Consider the following 26149-nt stretch of genomic DNA (forward strand, 5'->3'; position numbering starts at 1 on the left):
GCGGATGAGCGCGAGGAAGCTGAGCGAGCCTGAAGGCTCGCGGAGAGACGACTCGTGATGAAGAACAAGAACTCCTGGACCGCCGTTTTCGCACTCACCCTGGCTGGCTGCGGGGTGGGGGATCCCCAGACGGACCTCGCGGCCGACGTGCCACAACGCCCCGAGCCGCGGACAGAGCAGCCATTGATGAGCAGACAGGCCCTGCCGGTCACGCGGGTGCCGCGGGAGTCCCATCGCCTGGCGGCGCAGCTCCTCGAGGACGTGCGGGGGACCGAGAGCGCCCCGACCTGGGGGAGCGCCATCCTGGCTCCCGATGTGCAGCCCCTGTACCGGCCGGATGTCCTGGGCGTGGCCTACTACGAGTTCCGCGTGCTCGTCCGGGAACGGCCCATGGGCTTCATCATCGTGTCGACGGGCTCACACGACTATCCCATCGCCCACTGGAACTTCGAGGGGCTGTCGCCGACCGAGACCCTGAGTCAGACGACGGGCAAGGCGGTCACCACCTTCTACAAGGTGGACGCCCTCTCCTACGTGGCCGAGGGTCTCGAGGGCGAGCTGCTGGCGAACATGGGCGGCCTGCCCCACCGCATCGTGGGTCAGGACCCGGCCGCGCTCGATGGCCCCATCACGCCAACAGACGTCTCGTGGGTGCCGGAGGTGGCGATCGCCGATGATCGCGAAGCCTCCAGGGCCGTGGCCCGCCGGGTCGTCGATGGCCCGAGCACTCCCACCCAACCCATCGAGCTGACCGGCTGGCGATCGTGGCAGGAGCTCAAGGCGGGCTACCGTGAGTCCTATGCCCCCATCGCGGAGTCGCTGAAGCGTCAGGCGGAGGAGGAGTGGAAGACGGATGCCCTGGCGCGGGACTCGGGGGAGGGGCTCGTCGAGGGCCGGTCCGCCGAGCTGGCGTTGCTGTACCCCCAGGCCGAGGTCCGGCTCAGCGGGGACGGCTCCAAGTACGTCAGGTCCGAGCTCGTCACCACTTCCGCGGGCAACCAGAAGCTGGTGCTGACCGCGTTCGCGGCCAAGCCCGGCGTCGAGCTGCCGCTGACCGTGGACATCCATTACGGCAACGCCTCCGCCGAGTCGCTGCGCTTCATCGTCCTGGCGCGCGGGGATGTGAGTCTGGCGGAGGCGTCCACCTCGAGCTCCGACGGCTCCGAGAGCGTGCACTGGGCGGACCTGGGACTGCTGGGGGCCTGGAGTCCATGGTCCACCTCCTACGCCAGCACTCATGCGGATCAGCGCCTCTACGGGCAGATGCCCTCCGGCACCGGGCCGAACACCTCCGGGTGCTACAGCGGTTGTGGCGCCACGGCCTGGTCGATGCTGCTCGGCTGGGGTGATCTCCAGGCGTCCCTGGGCAACCCGACCTGGGTCAAGCGCTGGGGCATGTACCGCGCGAACGGCGGCTACGACGCCGACGCGGTGGCGCCCGTGAGCATGGACACCGGCGTGCGCAACATGACCTGGGAGTTGCGCAACCACGTCGACACCTTCTGCAACCCCTTCAATGACAATGGTGCCACCGCCCCCTGGGACATGGACGAGGCCAACGACTACCTGAAGGGTCGCTCGGGGGCGACCGTGTCCACCCACTACAACATCCTGGGTTACCACGCGACGGGGCTGCGCGAGAGGGCGCGTGACTCCATCAAGGATCGGAAGGTACCCGCCATCATCGGCACGGGCTGGCTGACCCACTACCCGCTGGCCTACGGCTACCGGTTCCGCAGCCGCACCGTGAAGACGTGCTTGCTCTTCATCTGCTGGAAGGACACCGAGTACCAGCGCGAGTTCTACGTCAACCAGGGTCACAGCGGGTACGGCAACAGCTGGATCGGCGCGGGCACGTGGTTCGCGGGCGAACTCTCTCCCAACAACTGAGGGATGCACATGAGAACATCATCCATTGGACTGGGCCTGCTCGTCGTCCTGGGTCTCACCCCACCTGTGCGAGCCGACACACCGTCGACCCTGCTGACGGACACGGACGGCATTTCTGGTTTCGAGTTGTACGGCCAGGGCCTCCACTGGTGGCGCGGCGATGGCGGCTGCGGGGGCGAGTTCCCCGTGACCGCGACCCTCCGGCTCCGGGGGACCCCCACCGGGGCGACGAAGAAGCTGGCGCGGGACTGCGCCCTCCTCGACGGTGTCTCGAACGTCGTGCGAGATGACGCCTACGTCTACTTCATCAGCAACGGTCAACTCCAGCGCAAGGCCCTCAACGCCGCCGAGACCGACCCCTCCACCGAAGTCGCCACCCCGCCGTACAGCCCCACGCTGCCGTCCTGGCAGAATGGCGCGGTCCTGGAACTGGCCAACGGGCAGCTCTACTTCGCCCGACTGCTCTCCTCGGGTGGCAACAGCGCGCTCTACTCCCTGAAGACAGACGGGAGCGGCTCGGCGGCGTGGCTCGCCAGCCTGGGCCAGGGCGGGGTCTCCCAGATGGAGTGGGTGAACTACTCGGACTCCGGCACCAGCACGGATGCCCTGGTCATCCTCATGAGCGATGGCCGGCTGCTGCGCTACAAGATCGGCGGTGGCGTCACGCAGCTCGCCTCGGGCATCGCCAGCTTCGCCCTCCATTCGGTGTGGAGTTTCTTCTCCAGCACTACCTCCGTGTACGCCGCGCAGGGCGCGCAGACGGGCAAACTCTTCAAGATCAACCTCGCCACGGGCAGCGGCGCCACCACGGCCATCTACACCGCCTCTGGCATCAACCAGTTGTCGGGGGTCACCACGGACAGCGCGCTGAGCCTCATCTCGCTGGGCAACCCGGTGGAGAAGTACGTCTACATCTCCGAGGCGCCGGTGACCTGCGGGAGTCTCCTCTGCGTGCCGGGAGTGCCATTCATCAAGCGGCACGCGCTGTCCACCAGCACGTTCAACAACTGGCAGCTCATCGTCTCCAGCGGCAACGGGGGCGGCAACCTGCGCAGTGATGACCAGTGGCTCTATTTCACCCGTGGCAACAGCATCATGAAGATCTCCACGGGCGCGGCACCGCTCCAACTGGACCTGAAAGCAGACGCGATGGAGGTGGTGCAGGCATCCCAGACACTCAACAACTCCGTACCGCTGGTGGCCAACCGGCCCACGTTCGTGCGTGCCTATGCCCACGTGGAGACCAATACCACGGGGAACTCCACCTTCCTGCCCGAGGCCACCCTGCGTGGCTTCCGCAACGGCGTGGAGATCTCCGGCTCGCCGCTCAGCCCCACCAACGATCCGAAAATCGACTCGACGAAGGACATGAACACGCTGCGTCCGGCCCTGGACCGCAGCTTCCTCTTCCAGCTGCCCGACAGCTGGACCTCCGCCGGGTCCATCTCCCTGCAGTTCACCGTGAACCCCCACGCGACCCTCCCCGAGACCGGCGCCGCTTCCAACACCGTGGGCCCGGCGGTCTTCACGTTCAACTCCAAGGCCTCGCCCTGCCTGGTGTTCGTCCCCGTGTGGACCCGTCCGGCGACCATCTCCAGCAACCCACCGGGCCTGTCGCAGATGGTCGCCAGGGCCCGATCGCTGCTGCCGGTGGAGCGCTTCAAGACATTCGTCAAGACGTCGCCGCTGGTCAAACCGGTGGTGCACGTCGAGGTCATCTGGACCCCGCTGCCCATCCCCGTGCCCGTCATCCATGACGAGCCCTATGACTTCCCGGGTGACCAGGACACGGCCATGGCGTGGTTGACGATACGAGACCTCACCTCGAGCGACCCTTCCGGCTGCCTGGATCCCTCGCACTGGGTCGGCATGGTCCACCCGGACGAGCCTGGCTTCAACGGCCTCGGTCTGACGAGCTTCAACAAGGATCTGCTGGTGCGCATGGATGCGGGGGGCAACGTGAGCTCGCTCAAGAGCTGGGGCCTGCCGATGGGTGGGCGCACGCTGGCCCACGAGCTCAGCCACAACTACGGCCGCGAGCACATCGACCAGAGCACCACCTCGATGCCCACGGCCTGCGGCGGCAAGGCTCCCAAGGGTCCGTTCGACGTGCCCCCGTTCGATACGTGCACCATTGGCTCTCCCACGGATCCGACGGCGCTCTTCGGTCTGGACTCGCTCAAGCCCACGGTCATCCCCCCGGGCGCGGTGGGGGACCTGATGTCGTACGCCACCACCCGGTGGGTCTCGGACTTCACCTGGAAGGCCCTCTTCAATGAGCTGCCCGCGACCAGCTCGTTCGCTCCCTTGCTGGCGCCCGGCATGACGCCCTTGCTGAGCGGCCCGGTGCTGCTCGTCACGGGGCTCGTGGATGACACACGGCAGACCGCGACCTTCGAGAGCTTCCTCCAGTTCCCCCAGGGCGTGGCGGATGCGGGCAAGCTGGCGAAGTCCGCCTCCGCGTCGGCGGCGGCCAGCCGGGACGCCCAGCCGTTCTACCTCCGGCTGCTGGATGCCTCGGGCGCGGTGCTCTCCGACACCCCGCTGGCGACGGACGCCGGCACGGAGGAGGGCTCGAAGCGGGTCTTCGTGCAGTACGTCCCGTTCGCCAGCGAGACGGCGCGCGTGCAACTGGTGCGCGGCTCCCTCGTGTATGTGGAGCGGGCGGTGAGCGCCAACGCGCCAGTGCTGTCGCTGGGCACGCCCGTGGCCGACACGGCGGCACGGACACTGACGGTGAGCTGGAGCGCCTCGGACGCGGACACCGACGACGCGCTGCTCTACACCTTGCAGTACAGCTCCGATGACGGGCAGACGTGGCAGACGGTGCTGACGGCGCACCCCTGGTCCACCGCGGTGCTGGACACACGGATGCTCGCGGGCACCCCCACGGCACGCGTCCGGGTGCTGGTCTCCGACGGCGTCAACACCCGCATGGCCACCAGCAACGCCTTCACCCTCCCGCGCAATGCTCCCGAGGCGCGGATCGACGGCATCCTCGAGGGCGAGCGCCTGCCGTATGGGCAGCAGCTCTCGTTGCAGGGACTCGCCGTGGACGCGGAGGACGGTGCCCTGCTGCGTCAGCTGCGCTGGAGCCTCAGCGGGCCCGTGGGCGCGAGCGGCAGTGGCGAGTCGCTGCTGGTGGGGGACCTGCCGCCGGGCAGCTACACCGCGACCCTGAGCGCCACCGACTCCGACAAGCAGGTGGGCTCCGCCGTGCGGCACTTCGAGGTGCTGCCCCTGGCCATCCCCGAGGGCGTGGCGCCCCGGCTGGATGGCGAGTGCAACGACTCGGCCTACACCTCGGGTGCCTCCATCCGGTTGTCGCTGGGCAACGGGCGGTACGCGAGGGGCTGGCTGCTTCACTCGGGCACGACCCTCTCCGCGTGCTTCACCGACTTGAAGCTCGCCAGCGGCTCCTCCACGGCCACCGCCGTGGGGCTCCGGATGGATGCCAACGCCAGCCGGGACACCGTGGCGCAGCCGGGGGATCTCGGCTTCTACGTGGACCAGGAGGGCATTCCGTTCCAGGTGGTGGGCACTGGCTCGGCCATGCCCGTCACGCTCTCGCCGCAGGCGGGTTACACGGCGGTCATCCAGCGCAATGCCAATGGCTGGAGCGCGGAGCTGAGCATCGCGGACAGCCTCGTCGGGGGATGGAACCACGCCGCCGGAGTGATGGTGAGTCACACGGGCCTGACGTCGGTGGGAGATGACTGGGTGTGGCCGACGCGGGCCGTCTCCGACAAGCCCTCCACCTGGGCATCCGCCTGGCTGGGCACGCTCCCGGCGCAGCCCAACCGCGCGCCCACGGCCGAGGCCGGTGAGCCGCAGCGCATCGTCATCGGCGCCGAGCGCGCCATCTCCCTGGACGGGGGCGCGAGCTTCGATCCGGACGGCGACGCGCTGGCCTACAGTTGGACGCAGGTGTCCGGCCCGGCGGTGACGTTGACCGAGGCCGGCACGGCCACGCCGAACTTCACCATGGACCGCATCACCGCTCCGGTGACGCTCCAGTTCCAGCTCTCCGTGAGTGATGGCTCGCTGCGGAGCGCCGCGGACACCGTACAGGTGCAGCTCATCCCTGGCCGATAAACCCGTGACGCCCCCCTCCGGCCCGTGGGGAGACGGCCGTGAGGGGCGGCGGGACTCACGGCACCTCGAACCCCCCGTCCACCCGCCGGAAGAGGCCCTCGATTCCATCCGGGGCCGAGCCCAGCCGGGAGAGCGCGCCGCGCGAGGCCTCGTCCGACTCCCGGCACACCAACGCGAACTCGCGCCAGCCCAGGTGGACGCACCACGGACCCTCGCCCACGTGCGCGACGAGCCGCCTCCGCTGGGCCTCGGTGAGCAGCCGGGCCCCATCCAACCCGTCACCCCCCGCCACCGCCCAGATGCCGGTGCCCCCGTCCACGAGCACCACCCGCCCCTCCTCCAGCACCACGGCGCGCACCGGCGCGGGGTGCGCCTCCAGGTGGCTCCAGGCGAGCGCATCCACCTGGGACGCGGAGAGCCCGGCGGGCCCGAGCGACGTCTCGGGCAGGTAGCGCACGAAGGCCTCGTCCTCCAGGACATAGAAGACCTCGAGCCCCGCGCCCGCGGGCCGGTGCAGCGCGCCCACCGCCCGCTCCGAGAACCGCGCGGGCCGCAGCACCGGGCGCACCCGTCGCTCCCACCCGTCCTCCGCCCCGGCGGCGGGCCCCGACAACCCCCGCAGCCGCGCCACCAGCTCCGCCACGTGCTCCGTCAGCGGCTGCGTGCCCTCGCGGTAGGCGGCATGGAGCGAGTCCACGTCCACCCGGCCCACCCCTCCCGAGGCGAACTTCACCAGCAGGTGCGTCCCCTGCCGCCGGCACGCCACGCCCGCGCGGTGCAGCGCGGCGAGCAACGCGGCGAGGAACTCCGCGCGCGACGCCGGAGCCGGGGGCGCGGGGGGTGGAGCCAGCTCACCGGACTCCAGCTCCTCCTTGAGCAGGCGCGCCTCCGCGTCGAACGGATCCCTCTCCAGCGCGTCCGCCACGAAGGCCCGCGCGCGGCCGTGCTCTCCCCGCCGCAGGGCGAGCACCGCGAGCACCTTGAGCGCCTCGGGATCTCCCGGGTTGAGGGCGAGCACCTCGCGCAGCACGGCCTCCGCCTCGCCCATCCGCTCCAGCCCGAGCAGCGCCCGCGCCAGCCCCAGGCGCACTTGAAGCTCCTGGGGAAAGTCACGCCGCAGGGACTCGAGCAGACGCAGCGCCTCGCGCTCGGCGCCCGCGTTCACCCACGCATGCGCCAGGGTGAGCCGCAGCGTGGGCCCCGGGGTGTCCCGGGCCGCCGAGCGCAGCACCTCCCACTCCCCTTCCTCCAGGGGCTCGCCAGCCTCCACCTTGCGACGGATCCGCTCCAGGGCAGTCAGCACGGGGCGAGTGTAGCCCTCCAGCGCCGCCCTGGCTCAGCGCCAGGAGATGTCGTACTCGCCCTCGAGCGTGTCCAGTTGCCGGCCGAGCACCGTCACGTTCAGGATCCGCGCCTCCTCGAACAGGCCCTGGATGATGCCCTCCTGGAACGGCATGGGCATGAAGTCGCGGTGCATGGTCCACACACAGTGATTGGGCCCCAGCCACCGCAAGGAGTGCACGCTACTACTCACCGCGATCCGGTAGGCCTCGGGGGCCTGGGTCAACAGCCGCTTCGCATCGCCTCCCGCCCCCACGAGCAGCGCCCGGCCGATAAAGGACGCCAGGAAGTCGCGCACGCACCGCCGTCCCAGCAGTTGCAAGACCCGGGAAGCGCCTCCATGCCGGGCGGCCAGGGGAGCCAGGGCCACGTCCAGCACCTCGAGCTGGAGCCGAGAGGGGTAATAGAAGGAGTCCACATACGTGTCGTGCTGCGCCCACACCTGACGGCAGCGCTCCAGCACGTCTTGATCCCCCTCGCCGAGCGCGAGGACCGCCGCCTGGAAGCTGCGCACGAACAGACCCTGCATCGTGTGCGAGGGCGTCACGAGTTCCAGCCGCCGCGAGAGATCAGGAACCCACCCGTCTCCTGCGCTCAAAGAAGGAGAAGCAATCACGTGGACCTCGGATTCGAAAGGGGGCGCGAAGCCCGGATCCAACCGCTGGGGTTACCTCATCTCCAACACTCACCGCCAGGAGATGTCGTACTCACTGTCCAGCACGCCTGTCTGCACACCCACCACGTGGACACGGCGGGCATCCATCCGCTCCAACATGGCCACCAGCATGCCCTCGTGGAACGCCGCGGGCGCGAAGTCACGCTTCATGGTGAAGCGGCAGTGCTGGGGGCCCAACCACTCCACCGAGCGTGTGCCATTGACCGACACCAGATAGGTGGACGGCAGGTGATTGACGAGCCGCCGCGCCTCGCCGCGCACCAGCACCTGCATGGCCCGACCGGCCTCCGACTCCAGGAAGTCCGTCGCCACGCAATGCCCCATCAACCACAGGGTGCACTCCGCCTCGCCATGGCGCTCCATGAGCGGGGGCAGCGCCGTGGACACCATCTCCAGGAAGAGCCGGATGGAGTAGTTGAAGAAGTCGAAGAACCAGGCCTGTCCGCACGCGGTGGCACACCGCGCCGCCAGGTCCTCGTCACCGAGCACCCGGATGGCCCGCAGCGCCCCCTGGCAGAACAAGCCACGCGCCATGTCCTCCGAGGTCGCCTGGGCCAGCCGTGGCGCCCACAGCGCGGCCTCGCGTCCCGGAAACTCGAGGGGGGGGCTCACCGTGCTCCCTCGCCCATGAAGGAGCCGCTCACTGCCACCAGAAGTCGCATTCACTGTCGAGCCCACCTGTCTGCCTGCCACTGACACGTACCGCGCGCCCCCCCCACAAACCCAACGATGTCTTCACCACGCCCTCGTGGAACGGATAGGGCATGAAGCCCTGCTTGAGCGTCAGCCGTCCACTGCACGGCCCCATCCAGCGAACCTCGTACTCGCCGAAGCTCACCGACGTGCGATAGGCCATGGGCAGCGCGGATTGGAGCTGCCGGGGACTGAGCGGTGACAGCGACAACATCACCTTGCCCACCCCGAGCCCCCACACCCGCCGCGCCACCTGCTGCCCCAACTGCCGCAACCCCTCCTCCGCTCCTCCATACTCTCGCGCCAGTGCCGGCAACGCCGTGGAGACCATCCGGTAGTGCAGCCTCGCGGGGTAGCTGAAGAAGTCCAGGAAGTGGGACTCACCACTTTCCTCCACACACCGTCTCACCAACGGCTCGTGTCCCAGCGAGCGGAGCGCATCGAGTGTGCCATTGAAGTACATCCCACGCACCGTGTGCCGCTCCGCGACCAGACCGCTCCGCCGCGCCAGCTCCTGTTCCCAGGCGTCTGCCTTTGCCTCACCAAGGCCCACGCTGTCATTCACGGCCATGAGTGCCCCCTGAGCGGCAACCCGCTTGAACGACCAATGCCTAGCGTAGGGCATCCCCTCCGGGATGTCAGTAACAGCCCGCCACATCCTATTCCTTTTTCCCGGGGAAAGGATAGGCATTGTCTGTCTTTCCATTCCCCTTGTGGGATTGCGCTGTCATCACCCGGCCCCTACCGGAACGTTGAAAGCTTTCAATCCGACCACAGCGCGGGGCCACGCGCGGTGTCGAGGATCAGCGCGCGTGCAGCAGCCAGCGCTCGAGCTCCTGGGGCAGCGAGGCGAAGTCAGGAATGACCCAATGGGCGCCGGCCTCACGCAGTGTCTGTTCCGGCAGGAGGGTGGTGACACCCACGGCGAACATGCCGGCCGCGCGCGCCGCGAGGATGCCATTGACGGCGTCCTCGAAGACGACGCACCCGGTAGGCTCCACGCCGAGCGCCCGGGCGGTGGCGAGGAAGATGTCCGGCGCGGGCTTGCCCCGCGTCACGTCCTCGGCGCCGACGACGCGCGAGAAGAAGGGGCGCAGCGCGAGCCCATCGAGCACGAAGTCCCGGTTGGCCGCGGGCGCGGCCGTGGCCACCGCGAGCCCCCGTCCCGCTTGACGCAGGCGGGCAAGCAGCTCCGGGGCACCGCGCAGCGCCATGAGGTGCGGCCCGTACAGCTCGCGGTAGTGCGCTTCCTTCTGATCCGCCAGGCGCGTCACCTCCTCGGGGGCCATGGGGCGGCCCAGCAGCGCGGGGAGGATCTCCTCGTTGCGCTTGCCGGCGAACTCCCGCTCGAAGCGCTCCTCGGGCGCTCCGGCCGCGTCCAGACCGAGCGAGCGCGCCAGGGCGACCCAGGCCTGGACGTGGAAGCGCATGTTGTCGACGAGCGTGCCGTCCATGTCGAAGAGGACGGCGGTGGGGGGAGGCAGGGGCATGGACATGGACATGCCCCAGGCCCTATCACGTCTGCCAGGAGACCTCGTACTCGCTCTCCAGCGTGGACAACTGGTGGCCGCGCACCTGGGCGTCGCGCGCGCTCGCCTTGTCCAGCACCCCCATCAACACGCCCTCGAGGAAGGGATAGGGCATGAACTCCCGGCGCATGATGAGCCGACCGCGCGTGGGGCCCGTCCACACGATGGAGCGGCTGCCAAAGCTCACCGAGGCCCGGTACGTCGCCGGCAGGTTGTCCACCAGCTTCTTCACGTCCCCATTGGCCAGGAGCTGCAGCGCCATGCCCGCCGCCGAGCACAGGAAGCCATCCGCGGCACGGTAGCCCAGGGCCCGCAGCGCCTCGTCGATGCCTCCACAGCGGTCCTCCAGCATGCGCGCCGCGATGAACATCATGCGCAGGCTGGCGCTGACCGGATAGGCGAAGAAGTCGACGAGCTTGTCCTCGCCACTGGCCCGCTGGCAGTCGCGCACCGCCTCCTCGTCACCCAGACAGCGGACCGCATCCAACGTGGTGCGCAAGAACGTGCCCCGCGCGGTATCCGTGGGCGACGCCATGGCCAGACGCCGCGCCAGATCCTCATCCGAGCCAGGCGGGGCCACGACCCATGGGTCCTGTTCATCGTGTCTGTGCATGCGCCCCGACTTCACACCGCTCCCCCCCGCGGCGTCCACAGCCCACGCGCATCTTTCCCTCCATGAGCGCCGACATGTCTCTCATTGACCAACTCAATCCGGCTGGATAAATCCATTCAGCCTGCAAACCAGAACTGAAGAGAGGGATTAACCCGGAAAAGAGGGCGAGGCGGAGCCGGAGGTGGAGAGGTCGGACTGGCCGAGGAACTCGTCCAGGGCCCCCACGTCGATGGGTTTGCGGAACACGGCGTCCACGAGGGCGAGGTTGGCGCGATTCTGCCCGCGCACGTCCATGCCGGTGACGATGGCGAGCAGCGCATGGGGAGAGCGCTGGCGCAGCTCGCGCGCCACCTCCCAGCCGGACAGGTCCGGCATCACCGCGTCCAGGAGCGCCGCGTCATAGAGCCGCTCGTCCCACATCTTGAGCGCCACCTCGCCGCCCGGGGCCACCTTCACGTCGTAGCCCTCCTCGCTGAGCAGCTCCGCCATCATCCGCGCGTTGTCCGGATCGTCGTCCACCACCAGGACCCGGCGCGTGCGCTGGAAGCGCCGGGGTCCCACCATGCCCCAGCTGTCCCCCGCGAGCCGCTCGTCCTCCTCGCGCTCCTGGGTGGAGCGCACCAGCGGCATGCGCACGACGAAGGCCGCGCCCGGGCGTCCGGCGAGGTTCTCCACCGTCAGCTCCCCGCCCCAGCGCCGCACCTGCTCGCGCGCCACCGCGAGCAGCAACGAGAGCTGGGGAGCACCCACCTCGCGGTTGAGTGGATCGAACATGCGCGTCAGCTCCCCGGCGGAGTAGGGCGTGCCCGCGTCCTCCACGCGCAGCATGCCCTGGCCCCCCGGCTCCGCGCGCGTCTGGATCACCACGCGCCCGCCCCCATCCCCCAGCCGCTCGCGCTCGGCCAGCAGCAGGTTCACCACCAGCTCGCGGAAGAAGCCCGGATCGGCCCGCACCGCGCCGGGATTGCCCAGACGCAGCTCCACCGTCACCGGGTGCTCGCGCTGCTCCAGCTCCCCGCGCGCCAGCTCGAGCGCCTCGCGCACCGAGGCATCCACCTGCACGTCGTGCAGGTGCTCCTCGCTGCGCTCCACGTTGAACTCCTGCAGCCGCGCCACCAGCTCCCCCACCTGCCCCACCGTCCTGTCCAGCGAGTCCAGGTGCTCGGGGTTGTACTCGCGCCGCAAGAGGGTGATGCGCAGGCGCAGCACGTTGAGCAGGTTGTTGAGCGCGTGCGCCGCGCCACTGGCCAGCTGCCCCAGGGCCTGCGTGCGCGTGCGCTGCAACAGCTGGCCCTGCAACCGGCGCAGCTCGTCATGAGCGCTCAAGAGCTCCTTGTTCTGGTTGGCCGCATCGGTGCGGTCGGTGAAGGTTTGAATGACGCCGGCGAGCTCGTCGCCCTCATGCCGCAGGGGCGTGGCGCTCAGCTCCAGGGTGGCCTCCTCCCCGCCGGGCCGCTCCACCACCATGAACACGCCGCGCACCGGCCCATGCTCGCGCAGCGCGCGCATGAAGGGCATGTCGGCCACCTTGAAGGGCGTGCCATCCGGGTGGCGCGCGTTCACCTGCGAGAGCACCGTCGCCAGCGACGTGTGCGAGCGCGCCCCCACCACGGCGCGCATGGGCATGCCGATGAGGCGGCTGACCGGCGGCGTGGCGAAGGACACCGTCCCATCCAGCTCGGCCAGCAGGATGCCCACCTCCACGTGGTTGAGCACCGACTCCATCACCGCCGCCTCGCGAAAGCGCACCTCCTCCGTCTTGAGCACCCGCGTGAAGGAGGCCTGCGCCGAGGCGTGTGCCTCGCCCACCAGCTCCACCACGAAGGTGGCCACCTCCGGCTCCAGCCGCTGGCGGTTGCGCCGCGCGTACACGTAGAGCAGCACTTCCCCCAGCGCCTTGAACTCGCGCGCCAGGTCCTCCGGGTCGAAGCGCTGGTCGTAGCGCCGCGCCCCGTGCGAACGCACCACCTCCGGCCAGAGGATGAGGGCGTCCTTCCCCCGGTCCCTGAGCAGGCGGACGAGCTCGTCCACCAGCGGGCGCAAGGGGGCCCGCAGGTCCCTGCCGGGCACGTCCAGCTCATGGGTCTCCGCCCGGATGCGCTTGGCCCACAGCCGCACCACGCGCTCGCCCTCCTCTTCCAGCAGGGAGAGCAGGGCCGGCACCGGGTCCACGGGTCGTGGGGTGTCTTGGAGGAAGGGAATGACCATGGTTCCTCCCGTACAGGGTGGGCATGGGAGCTGGGAGCGGCCAGCCGGAATGCGACGGTCCCCCACGGGAGGGCGAGGATGGCGAACGACGGAAATGATCGCGACAAGAACGAATTCGAGGTCTCTCCCATCTCGGACTCGGCCATGGCGCAGCTCTTCCGGGGCGAGCTCAGCCGCTCGGACACCTGGCGCTCGCGCCTGGACAACACCACCAACTGGTCGCTCACCACCACCGCGGCCGTCATCTCCTTCGGCTTCACCACCTCGGCCTCGCCGGTGGTGTTCCTGGTGGGCATCTGGATGGTGCTGACGTTCCTGCTCATCGAGGCGCGGCGCTACCGCTATTACGACTTGTGGATCCGCCGGGTGCGACTGTTGGAAAACGGCTACTGGGTGCCGCTCTTGCGCCGCGAGCCGGTGGACCCGGACGCCATCCGCGAGCTGGTCAATCTGGTGGAGCGGCCGCAGATCCAGCTCTCGCTCTTCTCGGCCATCTCCACGCGGCTCAACCGCGCCTACGGCCCCATCCTGCTCGTGTTGACGCTCACCTGGTTCGTCAAGGTGTACACCCACCCCGACGCCCCCGAGGACGTGCACGAGTTCATGCAGCGGGCGAGCGTGGGCCCGGTGCCGGGCGGGGTGGTGACGGTGGTGGTGGGGCTGGTGGTGCTCGTCTTCGCCTACATCTTCGCGGCCTCCTTCTTCACCCGGGCGCCCATGGGCGAGCTGCGCCCGCTGCCCCGGGGCCGACGCGCCGCGCTATGGGAGGCGTTCTACCGGCCCTACGCCACGCTCGCCCCCCGCCGCCGCAGCCGCCGCCCCGCGCCTCCACCGCCTCCGCCGTTGCATTAGCCAGGCTCTTCCGGGGTGGGTTTTCCTCCTTCCGGCCCCCTGGCTTTTGTGGTTGAAGCGGACGACATGGCGACTCCGCGTACGGTCACGGTCATCAATGGAGACGGTATCGGCCCCGAGGTCATGGCGGCCACCCTCCGAGTCCTCAAGGCGCTCGAGGTTCCCCTGGAGTTCGAGCACCACGACGCGGGAGCCGAGTGCATCGCCAAGTTCGGCACCAACCTGCCCGACGCGACGGTGGAGTCGGTGCTGCGCAACGGCGTGGCGCTCAAGGGTCCCACGGGCACGGTGGTGGGCGGCGGCATGGCGTCCGCCAACGTGGGGCTGCGCAAGCGCCTGGACCTGTACGCCGCGCTGCGCCCCGTCAAGAGCGTGCCCGGCGTGAAGACGCGCTACGAGGGCGTGGACCTGGTGGTGGTGCGCGAGAACACGGAGAGCCTCTACGCGGGCATCGAGCACATCATCGTGCCGGGCGTGGTGGAGTCCTTGAAGATCATCACCGAGAAGGCCTCCACCCGCATCGCGCGCTTCGCCTTCGAGCACGCGCGCAGGAACGGGCGCAAGAAGGTCACCGCGGTGCACAAGGCCAACATCATGAAGTTGTCGGATGGCCTCTTCCTCGACTGCGCGCGCAAGGTGGGCCGCGAGTTCCCGGAAATCCAATACGAGGAGGTCATCGTCGACAACATGTGCATGCAGCTCGTGAAGGATCCGAGCCGCTATGACGTGCTGGTGATGGAGAACCTCTACGGGGACATCCTGAGCGACCTGTGCGCGGGGCTGGTGGGAGGCCTGGGCCTGGTGCCGGGCGCCAACATCGGCGAGCGCACGGCGATGTTCGAGGCGGTGCACGGCACGGCGCCGGACATCGCGGGCAAGGGCCTGGCCAACCCCACCGCGCTGATGATGTCGGCGGTGATGATGCTCGACTGGCTCGACATGAAGGAGGCCGCGCGCCGCTTCGAGAACGCGCTCGCCCGCGTGCACTCCGAGGCGAAGGTGCGCACCGGAGACCTGGGCGGCACCTCCAGCACGCGCGACTTCACCGACGCCGTCATCGCCGCGCTGTAGCGGCTCGCCCGCCGCGGCTCAGCCCACGGTGACGCGGCGCACGCCGCGGGCTTCCAGGAGCGCGGGCAGCCGCTCGCGCTGGTCGCCCTGGAGCACCAGGGTGTCTTCCTCCACCGCCCCGCCACAGCCCAGCGCCCCCTTGAGCGCCTTGAGCCACTTGTCGCGCTCGGCCTCGGGCAGCCCCAACTGCTCCACCACCGTCACCTCCTTGCCGCCACGGCCCTTGCGCTCCAGGCGCACCACGGCGCGCGCGGGCCCCTTCGCCGGCTCGTCCTTCACGGGCGCGGGCGCGGGCCCGGGAGGCAGCGCCTCGCGGTCGAGCGCGAGCGAGGCGAAGGGGTTGTGGAAGGGCGCCGCGGGGGCGGGCGCCTCGGGCTTCTTGTCGCGCTTGCCCATGACGTCCCGCTCAGTGCGCCTGGTGGGCCTGGAGGTTGCGCGGCGCGGGCAGCGTGCCGAAGGCGCTCGCGTCCGGGTTGCCGTCCGCCAGGATGAGGGCGTAGAGGAACGCCGGGAACGCGCGCGCCTCGCGGCCATTGATGACCACCAGGGGCGTGCCGTGAATGTCGTGCTGCCGGGCGTAGGCGATGTCGTCGCGCAGCTTGCGCTCGGTGTCCTGCCGGGCGATGCACCCATCGAGCTGCATGCGGGACACGGAGCCCGAGGAGAGCACCTGCAGCACCGCGTCGCGGCTGGTGAGCGAGCGCTGGGCGGCGAAGAGCTTCTCGCGCAGCTCCCAGTAGTCCGGAGCGTCCTCGATGCAGATCTGCCCCTTGGCGGCGACACAGCGGATGCCGGAGCCATCGCTGGCCTGGGGCGGCATGGTGAAGTTGCACTCGCTGTCGAGCGGGTACTGGCGGGCCTCGAGGGACAGCTTGCCCTCGGGCAGGCGCTTCTTCATGACGGCGAGCGTCTCCACCAGGGCCTTGCAGTGGGGGCAGCGGCTGTCGGTCCACTCCACCATCTTCACCGGCGCGCTCGTCGTGCCATACAGGCGGCGCGCGGCGGAGGGAGCCGGCAGGGGGGTGGCCTGGCGGTAGAGGGCGAGCGCGTCGGAGACGGCCTGCTGCTCCTGCGCGGACAGGCTCTTGAGGTAGGCCTCCAGGGAGCCCGGAAGCGGAGCCACCTGGGCGACGGACTCCGAGGACGAGGAGGAGCGGGGCGTCTGCGAGCCGGGCACGAGCAGCGCGACATAGGCGGCCGCGGTGAAGCCCACCGTCCACTTCAGGGTGGTGCCCCACTCCCCCGCCTGGGGCAGGAGCGCGCCGGGCAGACCCTTCCAGGCCACGGCGGCGAAGGCGAGCGTGAGGACGTAGGTGCCCAGACACGTGGGACACAGCACGCCGGTGCTCGCGCTCACGGCGGCGAACACGGCGCAGGCGGCCACGCCCGCGGCGGCCGTCAGACGCAGCCCGTTGACGGCGGGCCGCACGGGACGAGCCCCCCGCTGCCAGACGAGGTAGAGCGCGGAGAGCGCCACGGCGACGAGGCCCCACACGAGCCCGAGTCCCGCCACCGGCATGCGCAGCAACTCGTGCACCGCGCCGGCGAAGGGCGTGTTCCACACCGTCTCGCAGTTGACGTGCTCGGAGACACCACACACGGTGGCGCCGCCCTGGCGCAGGGTGAGCAGCTGGCTCCACTGGAAGAGGGAGAGGGCGCTCTCGGCGAGCCCCAGGGCGAGCAGCACCTGGGCTCCGCGAACGGGAGGGGGAGGGGGCGGATTGGCCTTCTTGCTCATGCGTGCTCCGGAGGGGGGGTCATCAGGACGAGGAGGCGGGCGTTGCCGGGACCATCATTGGTGACGCCGTGCTCGACGCCCGCGGGTGCGAAGAGAGCGGCGCCGGGGCCATGAGGGGCCTCGTCCGCGCCGATGCGGAAGCGGCACTGCCCTTCCAGGACGAGGTACACCTTGTCCGAGTGGGCGTGCTGGTGGGGCTTCTGGGCCTGGCCGGGCGCGAGGCAATACACGTCCAGGAAGAAGCGCTCGGACTTGAAGAGGTTGTGCTTCTGGAGCTTCTCGGCGGAGAAGCCCATGAAGGCGGACAGGTGTTTCACATCCATCGTGGCATTCACTCCCGGGCCTCTATATAGCGACGGTCATGCAACCGCTGTCTCTGCATTTTCTTCACGAGCAGGCAGGCGCCCGCTTCCAGGAAGCCAACGGCCGCGAGGTCGTGGCGGATTATGGGGACGCGGAGGCCGAATACCGGGCGGCCCGGGAAAGCGTGGCCCTGCACGACGCCACCTACCGCGAAGCGCTGCGCATAACCGGGGAGGACCGTACAAGCTTCCTGCACGGCATGGTGACCCAGGACGTGAAGGGGCTGGCGGCCGGGACCTCGGCCTACACCGCCCTCATCACCGTGAAGGGCGCCATGGTGGCCGACGCACGAATCCTGCGCCGTGAGAACGACCTGGTGCTCGACCTGGAGCCGGGGCTGGGCGGCAAGGTCCGGGAGTTCCTGGAAAAATTCCTCATCTCCGAGGACGCGGAGCTGCACGACGCCACGGAGGAGCAGGGGGTGCTGCGGCTGCTCGGCCCCCGGACGTCCGAGCTGCTCGGAGCCGTCCTGGGCCAGCCCTTCGCCCCCCTCGTCCCGAACGCCACCCGGGGGGCCACCCTGGCCGGCCAGGACGTCCTGCTCCAGGGCGCGACCTGGCCCTCCGCCCAGGGCGTGGAGGTGTGGGTGCCGCGCTCCGGACTGGAAGCGGTCTGGAAGGCGCTGGTGGCGGCGGGCTCGGACCTCGGACTCGAGCCCCTGGGCTGGCGCGCCCTGGAGGTGCTGCGGGTGGAGGCCGGGGTGCCGCGCTATGGCCAGGACATGGTCGACACCACCATCCCCCTGGAAGCCAACCTCACGCACGGCATCTCGTACAACAAGGGGTGCTACATCGGGCAGGAGGTCATCGCCCGCGCCACCTTCCGGGGGCACATGAACCGGAAGCTGGCCGGCCTGCGCCTCGGCACGGCCGAGACGGCGCCCGGGACCGAGCTGAAGAAGGACGGCAAGAAGGTCGGCTGGCTCACCACCGTGGTGCGCGCTCCGGGCTCCGGCCAGTCCCTGGCGCTGGGCTACGTGCACCGCGACCACCTGGAGCCGGGAACGGTGCTGACGCTGGGCGACGGGCCCGCCGAGGCCACCGTGTCCGCGCTCCCCTTCGCCTGACGTCCCCCCGCCCCCGGCCCGGCTCATCCGGGACCCGGGGCCTCCCGCACGGGAGCCGCCTGCTCGTCGCGCGGGTAGTACGCGTGCCCGGGCACGGGCTGGAGTCCCTCCACGGGCAGCTCCGGCCCCGGCCCCTCCGGGAGCACCAGGCGGGGCCGGGCCACGCACAGCACCGTCTGCTCGCTGCCCGTGGGGTTGTCATGGCGGTGCGCCATGCCCCGCGGCCAATGGAAGGCCGTGCCACGCGCCACCGGTTGGCCCTGCGCCAACAGCCCGGAGCCCAGCACCAGCTCGCTCTCCTCCCCCTCCGGGTGCGCGGGCACGGAGAGGACGCCGCCGGGCTTCACGCGCAGATGGTAGACGCCATAGCCGGTCCCCTCGTGCAGCACCTCCACGCGCCCGAATGACGTCTCCCGCTCCGCGTAGACCATCTCCCGCGCCGAGCGGTGCACCTGGAGCGAGGGCACCACCAGGCCACCGAGCGCCTGGGGCTTGGTGATGCGCACGGAGGTGGCCTCCAGGCGCGTGCGGGGCGAGTCGTCGCGGGGAGGCGCGAGGAGGTAGTGGCACACCGCCTCCGCCGCGGACTCCAGCAGCTCGAAGCGGCAGGCCTCCAGCAGGAAGCGCAGCTCTCCGGCGAGCCGCCCGTAGTGCACCGTGTCCCCGAGCCTTCCGCTGGCCCCGGCCGAGCGGGTATCCAGGAAGAGCGCCACGTCGAGCCGCAGCGGCTGGGCCGCCACGCGCTCGCGGTTGTAGATGCCCACGATGCAGTCCACCGTGAGCCCCCGCAGCACGATGACATCCAGCGGCCGGCCCCGCTCGTCCATCACCTGGGGCGGATTGAAGGGCTCCGCGCTCACAGTTGCGCGCTCCGGCCACCGTCCACGGCGATCACCTGCCCGGTGACATAGGGCGCCTCGCGGGCGAGGAAGAGCACGGTGCGGGCCACGTCCTCCACGCTCCCCTCGCGGCCGAAGGGGATGCGCGCGAGGATGGCCTCGCGCTCGGCCGCGCCGAAGTTCTCCGGAAAGGCCACCGTGCCAGGAGACACGGCGTTGACGCGCACGTGCGGCGCCAGCTCCACCGCCAGCGCCCGGGTGAGCATGATGAGCGCGGCCTTGCTCACCGTGTAGTGCGCATACCCGCTCTCCGCCCGCTCCCCGCCGATGTCGGTGATGTGCACGACCAGCGGCTGCGTGCCCTGGCGCAGGGACGGCAGCAGCGCCTGCGTCAGGAAGAAGGGCGCCTCCAGGTTCACCCCGAGCATCGTCCGGTACTGCTCGCGGGAGATGGAGTCGAAGGCCACCCGCTCATAGAGCCCCGCGTTGTGGACCACCACGTCCAGGGCCGCGTGCTCCGCGCGCACCCGCGCTCCCAGCTCGTCCACCGCTCCGGGCTGGGACAGGTCCGCCGCGTAGAGCGAGACACGGCGGCCGAGCGCCCGCAGCTCCTCGGCCAACGCTTCCGCCGTCTTCATGGAACGATTCACGTGGAGCGCGAGGTCATACCCGGCGCGGCCCAGCGCACGAGCCACCGCGCTGCCCACGCGGACTCCAGCCCCTGTGACGAATGCGGTCCCCATATGGGCGGCATCCTTATCGCGGGCCGAGCAGGCGGGCGAGCCCCTCGACCCAGCCCACCCCAGAAGTCCCTTCGTCCGGGATGACCGGTTGAGTCTCCCCCGCTGGCTGCTTACGTTGCCTGGGAGAGGAGGACTCCAGGCCATGGCGGAAGTGCCCGAGGTGGAGACGCTGGTGCGCGACCTGCAACAAGCGGTGGTGGGACGGCGCCTCACCGGCGCGGAGGTGCTCGATCCCGCGGCGGTGCGCTTCCCCTCGCACCGGGAGTTGTCCTCGCGCCTGGAGGGACGCCGTGTCACCGCCGCGCGGCGGCGGGCCAAGCTCATGCTCCTGTCACTGGACGACGGACAGGTACTGGCCCTCCACCTGATGCTCTGGGGCAACCTCTCACTGCGCCCCTTGAGTGGCACGCGACCCGAGGCCACCCTCGTGGTGTTCGGCCTGGAAGGGGGCGAGGAGCTGATCTTCAGCGACACCCTCGGCTACGCACGGGCCGCGCTCGGCCCCGCGGACGAGCTGGCCGAGCGCCTGAAGTTGTCCGAGCTGGGACCCGAGGCGCTCGCGGATGACTTCACCCCCGAGCTGCTCGCGCGGCAGTTGCGCCGGCGCCGGGGCCCGCTCAAGACGGTGCTCCTCAACCAACGCGTCCTCGCGGGGCTCGGCAACCGCGACGCCGACGAGAGCCTGTGGAGCGCGGGCCTCCATCCCCGCCGCTCCGCCGCCTCGCTGACGCCCGCCGAGGTGGGCCGCCTCCACGAGGCCATCCGCGAGGTGCTCGACGAGGGCATCCGCCTGCGGGGCACCCAGCGGGATCTCTTCGGCGTCCAGGGACAGGCCCGTCACCACCGCCACGTGTTCGGCCGCACGGGCGAGCCCTGTCCCCGCTGTGGCGCTCCGGTGCGCGCGAGCAAGCTCGGTGGCCGCAACACCCACTGGTGCCCGCACTGCCAGCCCGAGCAACCGCCCGGCCACGCACCCACCCTGCCCCTGGGGCCCTGAACGACGGGCCCCGGGGACGTCCGGGTCAGACCCGGCCTTCCGCCTGCTGCGCGCGCTCGATGCTCTCGAAGAGGGCGCGGAAGTTGCCGAAGCCGAAGCCCTGGTCACCCTTGCGCTGGATGAGCTCGTAGAAGAAGGGGCCCGCCTTCTGGTCCTTGTAGAGCCCCGCCCCATCCTGCATGAAGATCTGCAGCATGTAGCTGTGCTCGCCGCCCCCATCCACGAGCACCTGCAGGTCGCGCAGCACCTCGATGTCCTCGTCGATCTTCTTGATGCCCAGCTTCTGGATGTGCTCGGGCAGCACGTCGTAGTAGGAGCCCGGCGTCGGCATGAAGCCCACGGCCTTCTTGTCGCGCATCTCGCGCACGGTGGTGAGGATGTCCTTCACGATGAGCGCCAGGTGCTGCACGCCATCGCCCCGGTTGTCCTCGTTGAAGAGGTTGACCTGCGAGGCCTTGAAGAACGGGCGCAGGGGCTCGTTGTTGGCGAACTTCACCCGGCTCGCCGGATCCCACATCACCTCGGAGCGCAGGCCCGAGCCGTGCGAGCGCTTCTGCTTCGCCTTCACGTCGTCGGTGTGGAACTGCACCTCCCAGAACTTCTCGAAGCCCATGACATGCTCCATCCACAGGAGCATGGGCTTCATCGTCTGGAAGTTGGTGGTGATGTGGTCCACGTGGCTGAAGCCGTAGCGGTTGGTGCCCCCGCGCGGCTCGGGGTGCGCCACGAAGCCCGGATAGAGCGCCTGATACCCATCACGCTGGATGAAGCGGAAGGTGGTGTCCCCAAAGGGCGTGGTGATGGAGAACTGGGCGAGCTTGCCGCCCTTCTCGTCCGTGTGGCGCTCGATGTCGTTGATGAAGGTGGCGCCGCGATCCTCCAGCAGGCGGAAGGTCTTCTCGATGTCCTCCACCTGGAAGTTGAGCGTGCCCACGCCGTCCGGGTGCTTGCGCAGGTAGCGCCATGCCCGGCCGCCCTCGCCCACCGGCTGGCTCACCACCAGCACGATCTGCCCCGCCTGGAAGACGGCGGACTTCTGCTTGCCCTTGGCCTCCAGCTCGGGGGAGGACCCGCCCCGCTCCGTGAAGTCCAGACCATTCACGTAGAAGCGGCGGCTGCGCTCCAGGTCGGACACATACCAGTGAACGCTCTCCAAACCCTTGATGCCCAGCGATTCAAGCTTTGCCATGTGTCATCGGCTCCTTCAGTGCGTCGCGATTCGATACTGCGAAAACCAGTTCAAGCGGGGACCGCGTCGGGCTGCCGGTCCGCGTGAGCCGCCTGGAAGGCGGGAAGGGAGGCACACGCTGCTTCCACGCGGGTGAGCAGTCCATACGGCTGGAGATCGACTCCAAACCGCCGGGCGGAGTACAGCTGTGGCACCAGGCACGCATCGGCGAACGACACGCTGTCCCCCACGCAATAACGGCCCGCCGTCTCCTGGGCCATCGCCTGGAACGCCCCCAGCCCGCGGTCGATCCAATGCGCGGCCCAGGCCTTGTCGTCCCCTTTCCACTCGGCCTTGATGCGCTGGAGCACCGACAGGTTCTGCAGCGGCTGGATGCCCGAGTTCACCACCTCCGACAACATCCGGACCCGAGCCCGGAGAAGGGGATCGGCCGGCAGCAGGGCAGGCGAGGGATGACGCTCCTCGAGGTACTCGAGGATGGCCAGGGACTGGCTCAGGTGGTGGACACGGCCCCCCTCGGTGAACTCCAACATGGGCACCGTGCGCAGGGGGTTGAGGGCCCGGTAGGCCTCGGAGTGCTGCTCGCCCCCGTCCTTCACCAGGTGCACGGGCACGTACTCGTAGGACAGGCCCTTGAGGTTCAGCGCGATGCGCACCCGCCAGGAGGAGGACGAGCGCCAGTAGCCATGGAGCTTCATCCCGCGACCACCTTCTGGGAGATGCGGCCGAACAGGCTCGTGCCCTCCGGACCGAACATCTCGATGTCGATCGTGTCGCCCACCTTCATGAAGGGCGTGCGGGGCGCGCCGTGCTCGATGGTCTCGATCATCCGCCGCTCGGCGAGGCAGGAGATGCCCCGGGAGCGATCCTCGTTGGACACGGTGCCACTGCCGAGGATCGTCCCCGCGGTGAAGGCGCGCGTCTTGGCGATGTGCTGGATCAAATCGAAGAAGGAGAAGTGCATCTCCGGGCCGGCGTCCGTGTCACCCACCACCTGACCATTGAGGGTGGAGCGCAGGCGCAGGTGGAGCCGGCCGTCCTTCCACGCCGCGCCCAGCTCGTCCGGGGTGAGCGCGAAGGGGCTGAAGGCGGTGGAGGGCTTGCCCTGGAAGAAGCCAAAGCCCTTGGCGAGCTCGGCGGGGATGAGGTTGCGCAGGGTGACGTCATTGCAGAGCATCACCAGCTTCACGTACCGGCCCGCGTCCTTCGCCTGGGTGCCCAGCGGCACGTCACCGAGGATGACGGCCACCTCGGACTCGAAGTCCAGGCCCCAGCTCTCGTCGGGCAGCACCAGGTCCTGCGTGGGCGCGAGGAAGGTGCCCGAGCCGCCCTGGTAGACGAGCGGATCCGTCTTGAGCGTGGCGGGGGGCTCGGCGTTGCGCGCCTTGCGCACGAGCACCACATGGTTGAGATAGACGCTGCCGTCCACCCACTCGTAGGCGCGGGGCAGGGGTGAGTGCAGGGCGCGCACATCGAGCGGCTCGCCGCGCACGCGGCCCGACTCCAGGTCCTCGGCCAGGGCGCGCAGCCGGGGCTCCAACGCGTCCCATTGATCCAACGCGGCCTGGAGCGAGGGAGCCACGGCGGTGGCGGGCACGAACGTCGACTGGTCCCGCTTGACGACGATGAGCCGTCCGTCGCGCGTTCCGTCCTTGAGGGTGGCGAGCTTCATGTGTCGAGCTCCTGGCAGGTGGCTTGCCCCCCGGCTTTTCCGTGCCGGAGCACGGGGTGTCAAGCGGAAGGCGGGCACCTCGCACCGCGTCATGCGGAGCATCGCTCATGCGATGCCAGGACTTCGATTCATGGACACCATTCAGCTCGCGGGAAGGTCTCAATCCAGACAGGAGAGCGTCAGCTCCATCACCGCCACCACGCGGCCCTCCACCGAGGCCCAGCAGTCGAAGTAATGGTCGCGGCCCTTCACGGCCAGCCGGTGGGCGTCGAAGCGCACCGTCTCTCCGGCGTGGGCGAAGCTCTCGGTGCGCACATCCGCGCGCGTCACGAGGTAGCGCGCCGGCCGCTGGCCCTCCCCCTGGCCCAGCAGCGTGCCCGCCAGCCCACACAGGCCCTCCACCACCGCCGCCATCGGCAGCACCGGGAACAGCTCGAAGTGACCCCGGCACAGCTCCGGACCCACCGGGCCGAGCGTGCCCCGCAGGCACTCCCCCTCGCGCACCACGTCTCGCAGGGACGGAAGCGGGACCTGGACGGCGGGGCCCCGGCACGGGCCCTCGGGCCGGGGATCCTGCCGTGTTCCCTGGAACAGCCGCACGAAGGACTCCGCGTGCAGCACGTTGTAATCCACGCCCATCGCGAAGAGCGGCTGGCCCTCGGGATCCGACAGCAGCACCTGCGCGAGCGCCGTGCGCCGCTGGTTGAACTCCGCCTTCGCCGAGCAGTGCAACGGCTGGGTGGCCCGGGGCAGCGGCCCCTCGTGGAGCCGATCCACCCACGCGCGCCGGGGCAGATAGCAGTGCGGACCCTCGCTCGGGTTCATCAGCGACGCCGCGCACGCGCCGAGGACCGACAGGTGCCGGTACACCTCCGAGGCATGCAGGGGCGAACACTCCGCCTCCGGCCGCGGCTCCACGGGCAGACGCGCCATCACCTCGCCCCGCCCCACCCCCTTCACCTCCTGCAACGCGAAGTAGGGCTCACTCACACAGATGCGCGAGAACAACTCCGGCCGGCTCAACTCCCGCTGGAGCTTTTCCCCTCCGGGCGCGAAGGGCAGGTGGCCCCCCCAGAGCGTCATCAACGCGGGAGTCGCCAACGTGGAGATGGCGGGCGAGCACGACATGCCCGTGGAGAACCGGGGGGCGCGTCCCATATGGAAAGCCTCGGGTGAAGAGACCCACACAGAACGGGATGGGTCCGTGGCGACAGCGAACGTGCCGGAGCCGACACGAAGTGAATTCTATCTCATTCAGGGGATGCCGTCTTGATTTGTCCTCTATCGAGCAACCCCATGAAAACCCTGGGACGGAGGCTCGCGACCCCTACGCTCCGCCCACACGAGCGCCCACCCGCGGAGGCACGAATGCGACGTGTAGGATTCACTTCGCCATGGGACCCGACCCCTCCGACGCGAAGGCCATACGGGAAGTCCAGCGGAAGAGCTACTTCAACGGAGCGGCCTGTCTGGCGGGCGTGCTGCTCGTCCACTGCGCGGTCACATGGAGCCTCTCCCTCCGCTCGTGGGCTCCCTGTTGTTTTGCATCCTGGTCTACGTGGGGCTCGGCCTGGCGCTGACCCGAGGCTGGTGCGAGCCGGAGCAGTTGGGGGTGCTGAGCGGACTCGTCGGACTGAGCGGAGGGGCGGCGCTCCTCGCGGTCGTGCTCGTGGGCGTGCTCGCCCAGGTGCCACCGAGCACGTTGTTTCTCCAGGCGTTCAGCTCGCTCGCGCTGCTGTGGCTGGCCCTCTTCGGCACGCGCGTGTACCAGCGCATGATCGCCGCGCAGCGGGAGGCCCACCAGTCTCGTCTCCAGGCGCTGGAGCAGCTCGCCGAGAGCGAGCGCCTGCGGGGACGCGCCGAGCGGGAGGCTTCTCGCGCTCCGGCCAGTTGGGCGAGGCCGAGGAGGGCGTGCTGGAGCAAGCCCTGCACGAGGCGAGGAGTCTGGCCGGACGCGGTGGAGGCCGCGCATCCCCCGCGCCGCGCGCACATCACGGTGAGCGCGAGGCGGGAGGGACAAGCAGTGTGCCTGCGGGTGGAGGACAACGGACCGGGCATCCCCCCGGAGGTGTTGCCCCACATCTTCGAGGCCTTCTTCACCACCAAGCCCCCCGGCAGGGGCACGGGGTTGGGGCTCGCCCTGTGCCGCGAGTACGTGTCGCGGGCCGGGGGCACGCTCCACGCGGAGAACCGCCCCGAGGGCGGCGCCCGCTTCGTGATGCGCTTGCCCCTGGTGGCGCAACCCCCTCCCGGTCCGTCATGAGACCAGGCGGGCGAAAGTGGACTTCGCGGCGAGGATGACGTCGGGAATCCACCTGCCCCGCGGAATGGGGTGCCACGGAAGGGGCCCGGCATTATCTTCCAAGAAGTCTCGATACGACAACCTCAACGCAGGGAGCCACGCCATGACGTTCGCTGCTCTCGCCGTCCAGGATGCATGCCTTTTCAATGAGGCCGCGGAGACACTCGCTCAGGTATACGCCATCCTGTTCGAGGAAGGGAACTCCAGCAAACTCAGCCGTTTCGCGCGGATGCCGGGAGCCCCTGGCTGCTTCGTTCAAATCCCTCCCGCCT

The 26149-nt window shown here is 69.8% G+C and carries 23 protein-coding genes; 7 read left to right on the plus strand and 16 right to left on the minus strand.

Translation table 11 applies throughout. From position 1 onward, the window contains the following. The first annotated feature begins 57 nt into the window (after positions 1–57). Both CYFUS_RS44185 and CYFUS_RS44190 read left to right on the plus strand, forming a co-directional pair. Positions 58–1890 (plus strand): hypothetical protein, encoded by a 1833-nt coding sequence (locus tag CYFUS_RS44185; protein ID WP_095990696.1) that lies wholly within the window; start codon positions 58–60, stop codon positions 1888–1890. Positions 1891–1899: 9 nt separating this feature from the next. After that, positions 1900–5985: a fibronectin type III domain-containing protein gene (locus CYFUS_RS44190; protein ID WP_157758998.1), complete on the plus strand. Its 4086-nt coding sequence runs from the start codon at positions 1900–1902 to the stop codon at positions 5983–5985. A gap of 55 nt (positions 5986–6040) precedes the next feature. Here the strand turns inward: CYFUS_RS44190 and CYFUS_RS44195 are convergent, their stop codons facing one another. The 7 genes from CYFUS_RS44195 to CYFUS_RS44225 form a co-directional block, all read right to left on the minus strand. Continuing rightward, the gene (locus CYFUS_RS44195) at positions 6041–7288 is read right to left on the minus strand and encodes a tetratricopeptide repeat protein (protein ID WP_095990698.1); all 1248 of its coding nucleotides are present in this window, start codon (positions 7286–7288) and stop codon (positions 6041–6043) included. 33 nt (positions 7289–7321) lie between these two features. Beyond that, the gene (locus CYFUS_RS44200; protein ID WP_157758999.1) at positions 7322–7984 is read right to left on the minus strand and encodes a DUF2378 family protein; all 663 of its coding nucleotides are present in this window, start codon (positions 7982–7984) and stop codon (positions 7322–7324) included. A gap of 27 nt (positions 7985–8011) precedes the next feature. Further along, a complete protein-coding gene (locus tag CYFUS_RS44205; protein WP_095990700.1) occupies positions 8012–8614 on the minus strand; it encodes a TIGR02265 family protein in 603 nt (200 codons plus the stop codon). A gap of 28 nt (positions 8615–8642) precedes the next feature. Next, positions 8643–9266, minus strand: a complete 624-nt coding sequence (locus tag CYFUS_RS44210; protein ID WP_157759000.1) for a TIGR02265 family protein — start codon at positions 9264–9266, stop codon at positions 8643–8645. A 232-nt stretch (positions 9267–9498) separates the two neighbouring features. Then, positions 9499–10191: an HAD family hydrolase gene (locus CYFUS_RS44215; RefSeq protein ID WP_095992588.1), complete on the minus strand. Its 693-nt coding sequence runs from the start codon at positions 10189–10191 to the stop codon at positions 9499–9501. 19 nt (positions 10192–10210) lie between these two features. After that, entirely contained in the window at positions 10211–10837 is a 627-nt protein-coding gene (locus CYFUS_RS44220; RefSeq protein WP_157759001.1) for a TIGR02265 family protein, read from the minus strand. 147 nt (positions 10838–10984) lie between these two features. Beyond that, positions 10985–13045, minus strand: a complete 2061-nt coding sequence (locus CYFUS_RS44225; RefSeq protein ID WP_095990703.1) for a hybrid sensor histidine kinase/response regulator — start codon at positions 13043–13045, stop codon at positions 10985–10987. 78 nt (positions 13046–13123) lie between these two features. On the opposite strand from CYFUS_RS44225, the gene CYFUS_RS44230 reads away from it, so the two are divergent. Both CYFUS_RS44230 and CYFUS_RS44235 read left to right on the plus strand, forming a co-directional pair. After that, positions 13124–13897: a DUF2270 domain-containing protein gene (locus tag CYFUS_RS44230; protein WP_095990704.1), complete on the plus strand. Its 774-nt coding sequence runs from the start codon at positions 13124–13126 to the stop codon at positions 13895–13897. Positions 13898–13963: 66 nt separating this feature from the next. After that, positions 13964–14968: an isocitrate dehydrogenase (NAD(+)) gene (locus CYFUS_RS44235; protein WP_095990705.1), complete on the plus strand. Its 1005-nt coding sequence runs from the start codon at positions 13964–13966 to the stop codon at positions 14966–14968. Between the two features lie 18 nt (positions 14969–14986). Here CYFUS_RS44235 and CYFUS_RS44240 read toward each other — a convergent pair whose 3' ends face one another. Genes CYFUS_RS44240 through CYFUS_RS44250 form a run of 3 tightly spaced genes read right to left on the minus strand, consistent with a single transcriptional unit; the run spans position 14987 to position 17029 of the window. Then, a complete protein-coding gene (locus CYFUS_RS44240; RefSeq protein ID WP_071899420.1) occupies positions 14987–15364 on the minus strand; it encodes a translation initiation factor in 378 nt (125 codons plus the stop codon). 10 nt (positions 15365–15374) lie between these two features. Then, positions 15375–16706 carry a thioredoxin domain-containing protein gene (locus CYFUS_RS44245; RefSeq protein ID WP_095990706.1) on the minus strand — a complete coding sequence of 444 codons (1332 nt, stop codon included), beginning with the start codon at positions 16704–16706 and terminating at the stop codon, positions 15375–15377. Further along, positions 16703–17029 (minus strand): cupin domain-containing protein, encoded by a 327-nt coding sequence (locus CYFUS_RS44250; protein ID WP_095990707.1) that lies wholly within the window; start codon positions 17027–17029, stop codon positions 16703–16705. Before CYFUS_RS44250 ends, CYFUS_RS44245 begins: the two co-directional genes overlap by 4 nt. 38 nt (positions 17030–17067) lie before the next feature. Here CYFUS_RS44250 and CYFUS_RS44255 point away from each other — a divergent pair, with 38 nt between their 5' ends. Beyond that, entirely contained in the window at positions 17068–18135 is a 1068-nt protein-coding gene (locus CYFUS_RS44255; RefSeq protein WP_095990708.1) for a YgfZ/GcvT domain-containing protein, read from the plus strand. Positions 18136–18158: 23 nt separating this feature from the next. On the opposite strand, the gene CYFUS_RS44260 is transcribed toward CYFUS_RS44255, so the two are convergent. Beyond that, complete coding sequence (locus tag CYFUS_RS44260; RefSeq protein ID WP_095990709.1) at positions 18159–18995, minus strand: dihydroneopterin aldolase; 837 nt, start codon at positions 18993–18995, stop codon at positions 18159–18161. Next, positions 18992–19717 carry an SDR family oxidoreductase gene (locus CYFUS_RS44265; protein ID WP_095990710.1) on the minus strand — a complete coding sequence of 242 codons (726 nt, stop codon included), beginning with the start codon at positions 19715–19717 and terminating at the stop codon, positions 18992–18994. Before CYFUS_RS44265 ends, CYFUS_RS44260 begins: the two co-directional genes overlap by 4 nt. Positions 19718–19859: 142 nt before the next feature. On the opposite strand from CYFUS_RS44265, the gene mutM reads away from it, so the two are divergent. Further along, complete coding sequence (gene mutM / locus CYFUS_RS44270) at positions 19860–20714, plus strand: bifunctional DNA-formamidopyrimidine glycosylase/DNA-(apurinic or apyrimidinic site) lyase (RefSeq protein ID WP_095990711.1); 855 nt, start codon at positions 19860–19862, stop codon at positions 20712–20714. 25 nt (positions 20715–20739) lie between these two features. Here mutM and CYFUS_RS44275 read toward each other — a convergent pair whose 3' ends face one another. The 4 genes from CYFUS_RS44275 to CYFUS_RS44290 form a co-directional block, all read right to left on the minus strand. After that, on the minus strand, positions 20740–21903 hold the full coding sequence (locus tag CYFUS_RS44275; RefSeq protein ID WP_095990712.1) for a 4-hydroxyphenylpyruvate dioxygenase family protein: 1164 nt from the start codon (positions 21901–21903) through the stop codon (positions 20740–20742). Positions 21904–21953: 50 nt separating this feature from the next. Beyond that, positions 21954–22601: a maleylacetoacetate isomerase gene (maiA, locus tag CYFUS_RS44280; RefSeq protein WP_095990713.1), complete on the minus strand. Its 648-nt coding sequence runs from the start codon at positions 22599–22601 to the stop codon at positions 21954–21956. Further along, complete coding sequence (locus CYFUS_RS44285) at positions 22598–23575, minus strand: fumarylacetoacetate hydrolase family protein (protein WP_095990714.1); 978 nt, start codon at positions 23573–23575, stop codon at positions 22598–22600. Before CYFUS_RS44285 ends, maiA begins: the two co-directional genes overlap by 4 nt. Positions 23576–23734: 159 nt before the next feature. Then, positions 23735–24733, minus strand: coding sequence for a hypothetical protein (locus CYFUS_RS44290; RefSeq protein WP_095990715.1), 999 nt, complete (start codon positions 24731–24733; stop codon positions 23735–23737). 367 nt (positions 24734–25100) lie between these two features. Here CYFUS_RS44290 and CYFUS_RS54195 point away from each other — a divergent pair, with 367 nt between their 5' ends. Further along, positions 25101–25838, plus strand: coding sequence for a sensor histidine kinase (locus CYFUS_RS54195; RefSeq protein ID WP_269770182.1), 738 nt, complete (start codon positions 25101–25103; stop codon positions 25836–25838). Positions 25839–26149 lie beyond the last annotated feature (311 nt).

Origin of the sequence: Cystobacter fuscus, assembly GCF_002305875.1 — a bacterium.
GTDB lineage: Bacteria > Myxococcota > Myxococcia > Myxococcales > Myxococcaceae > Cystobacter > Cystobacter fuscus_A.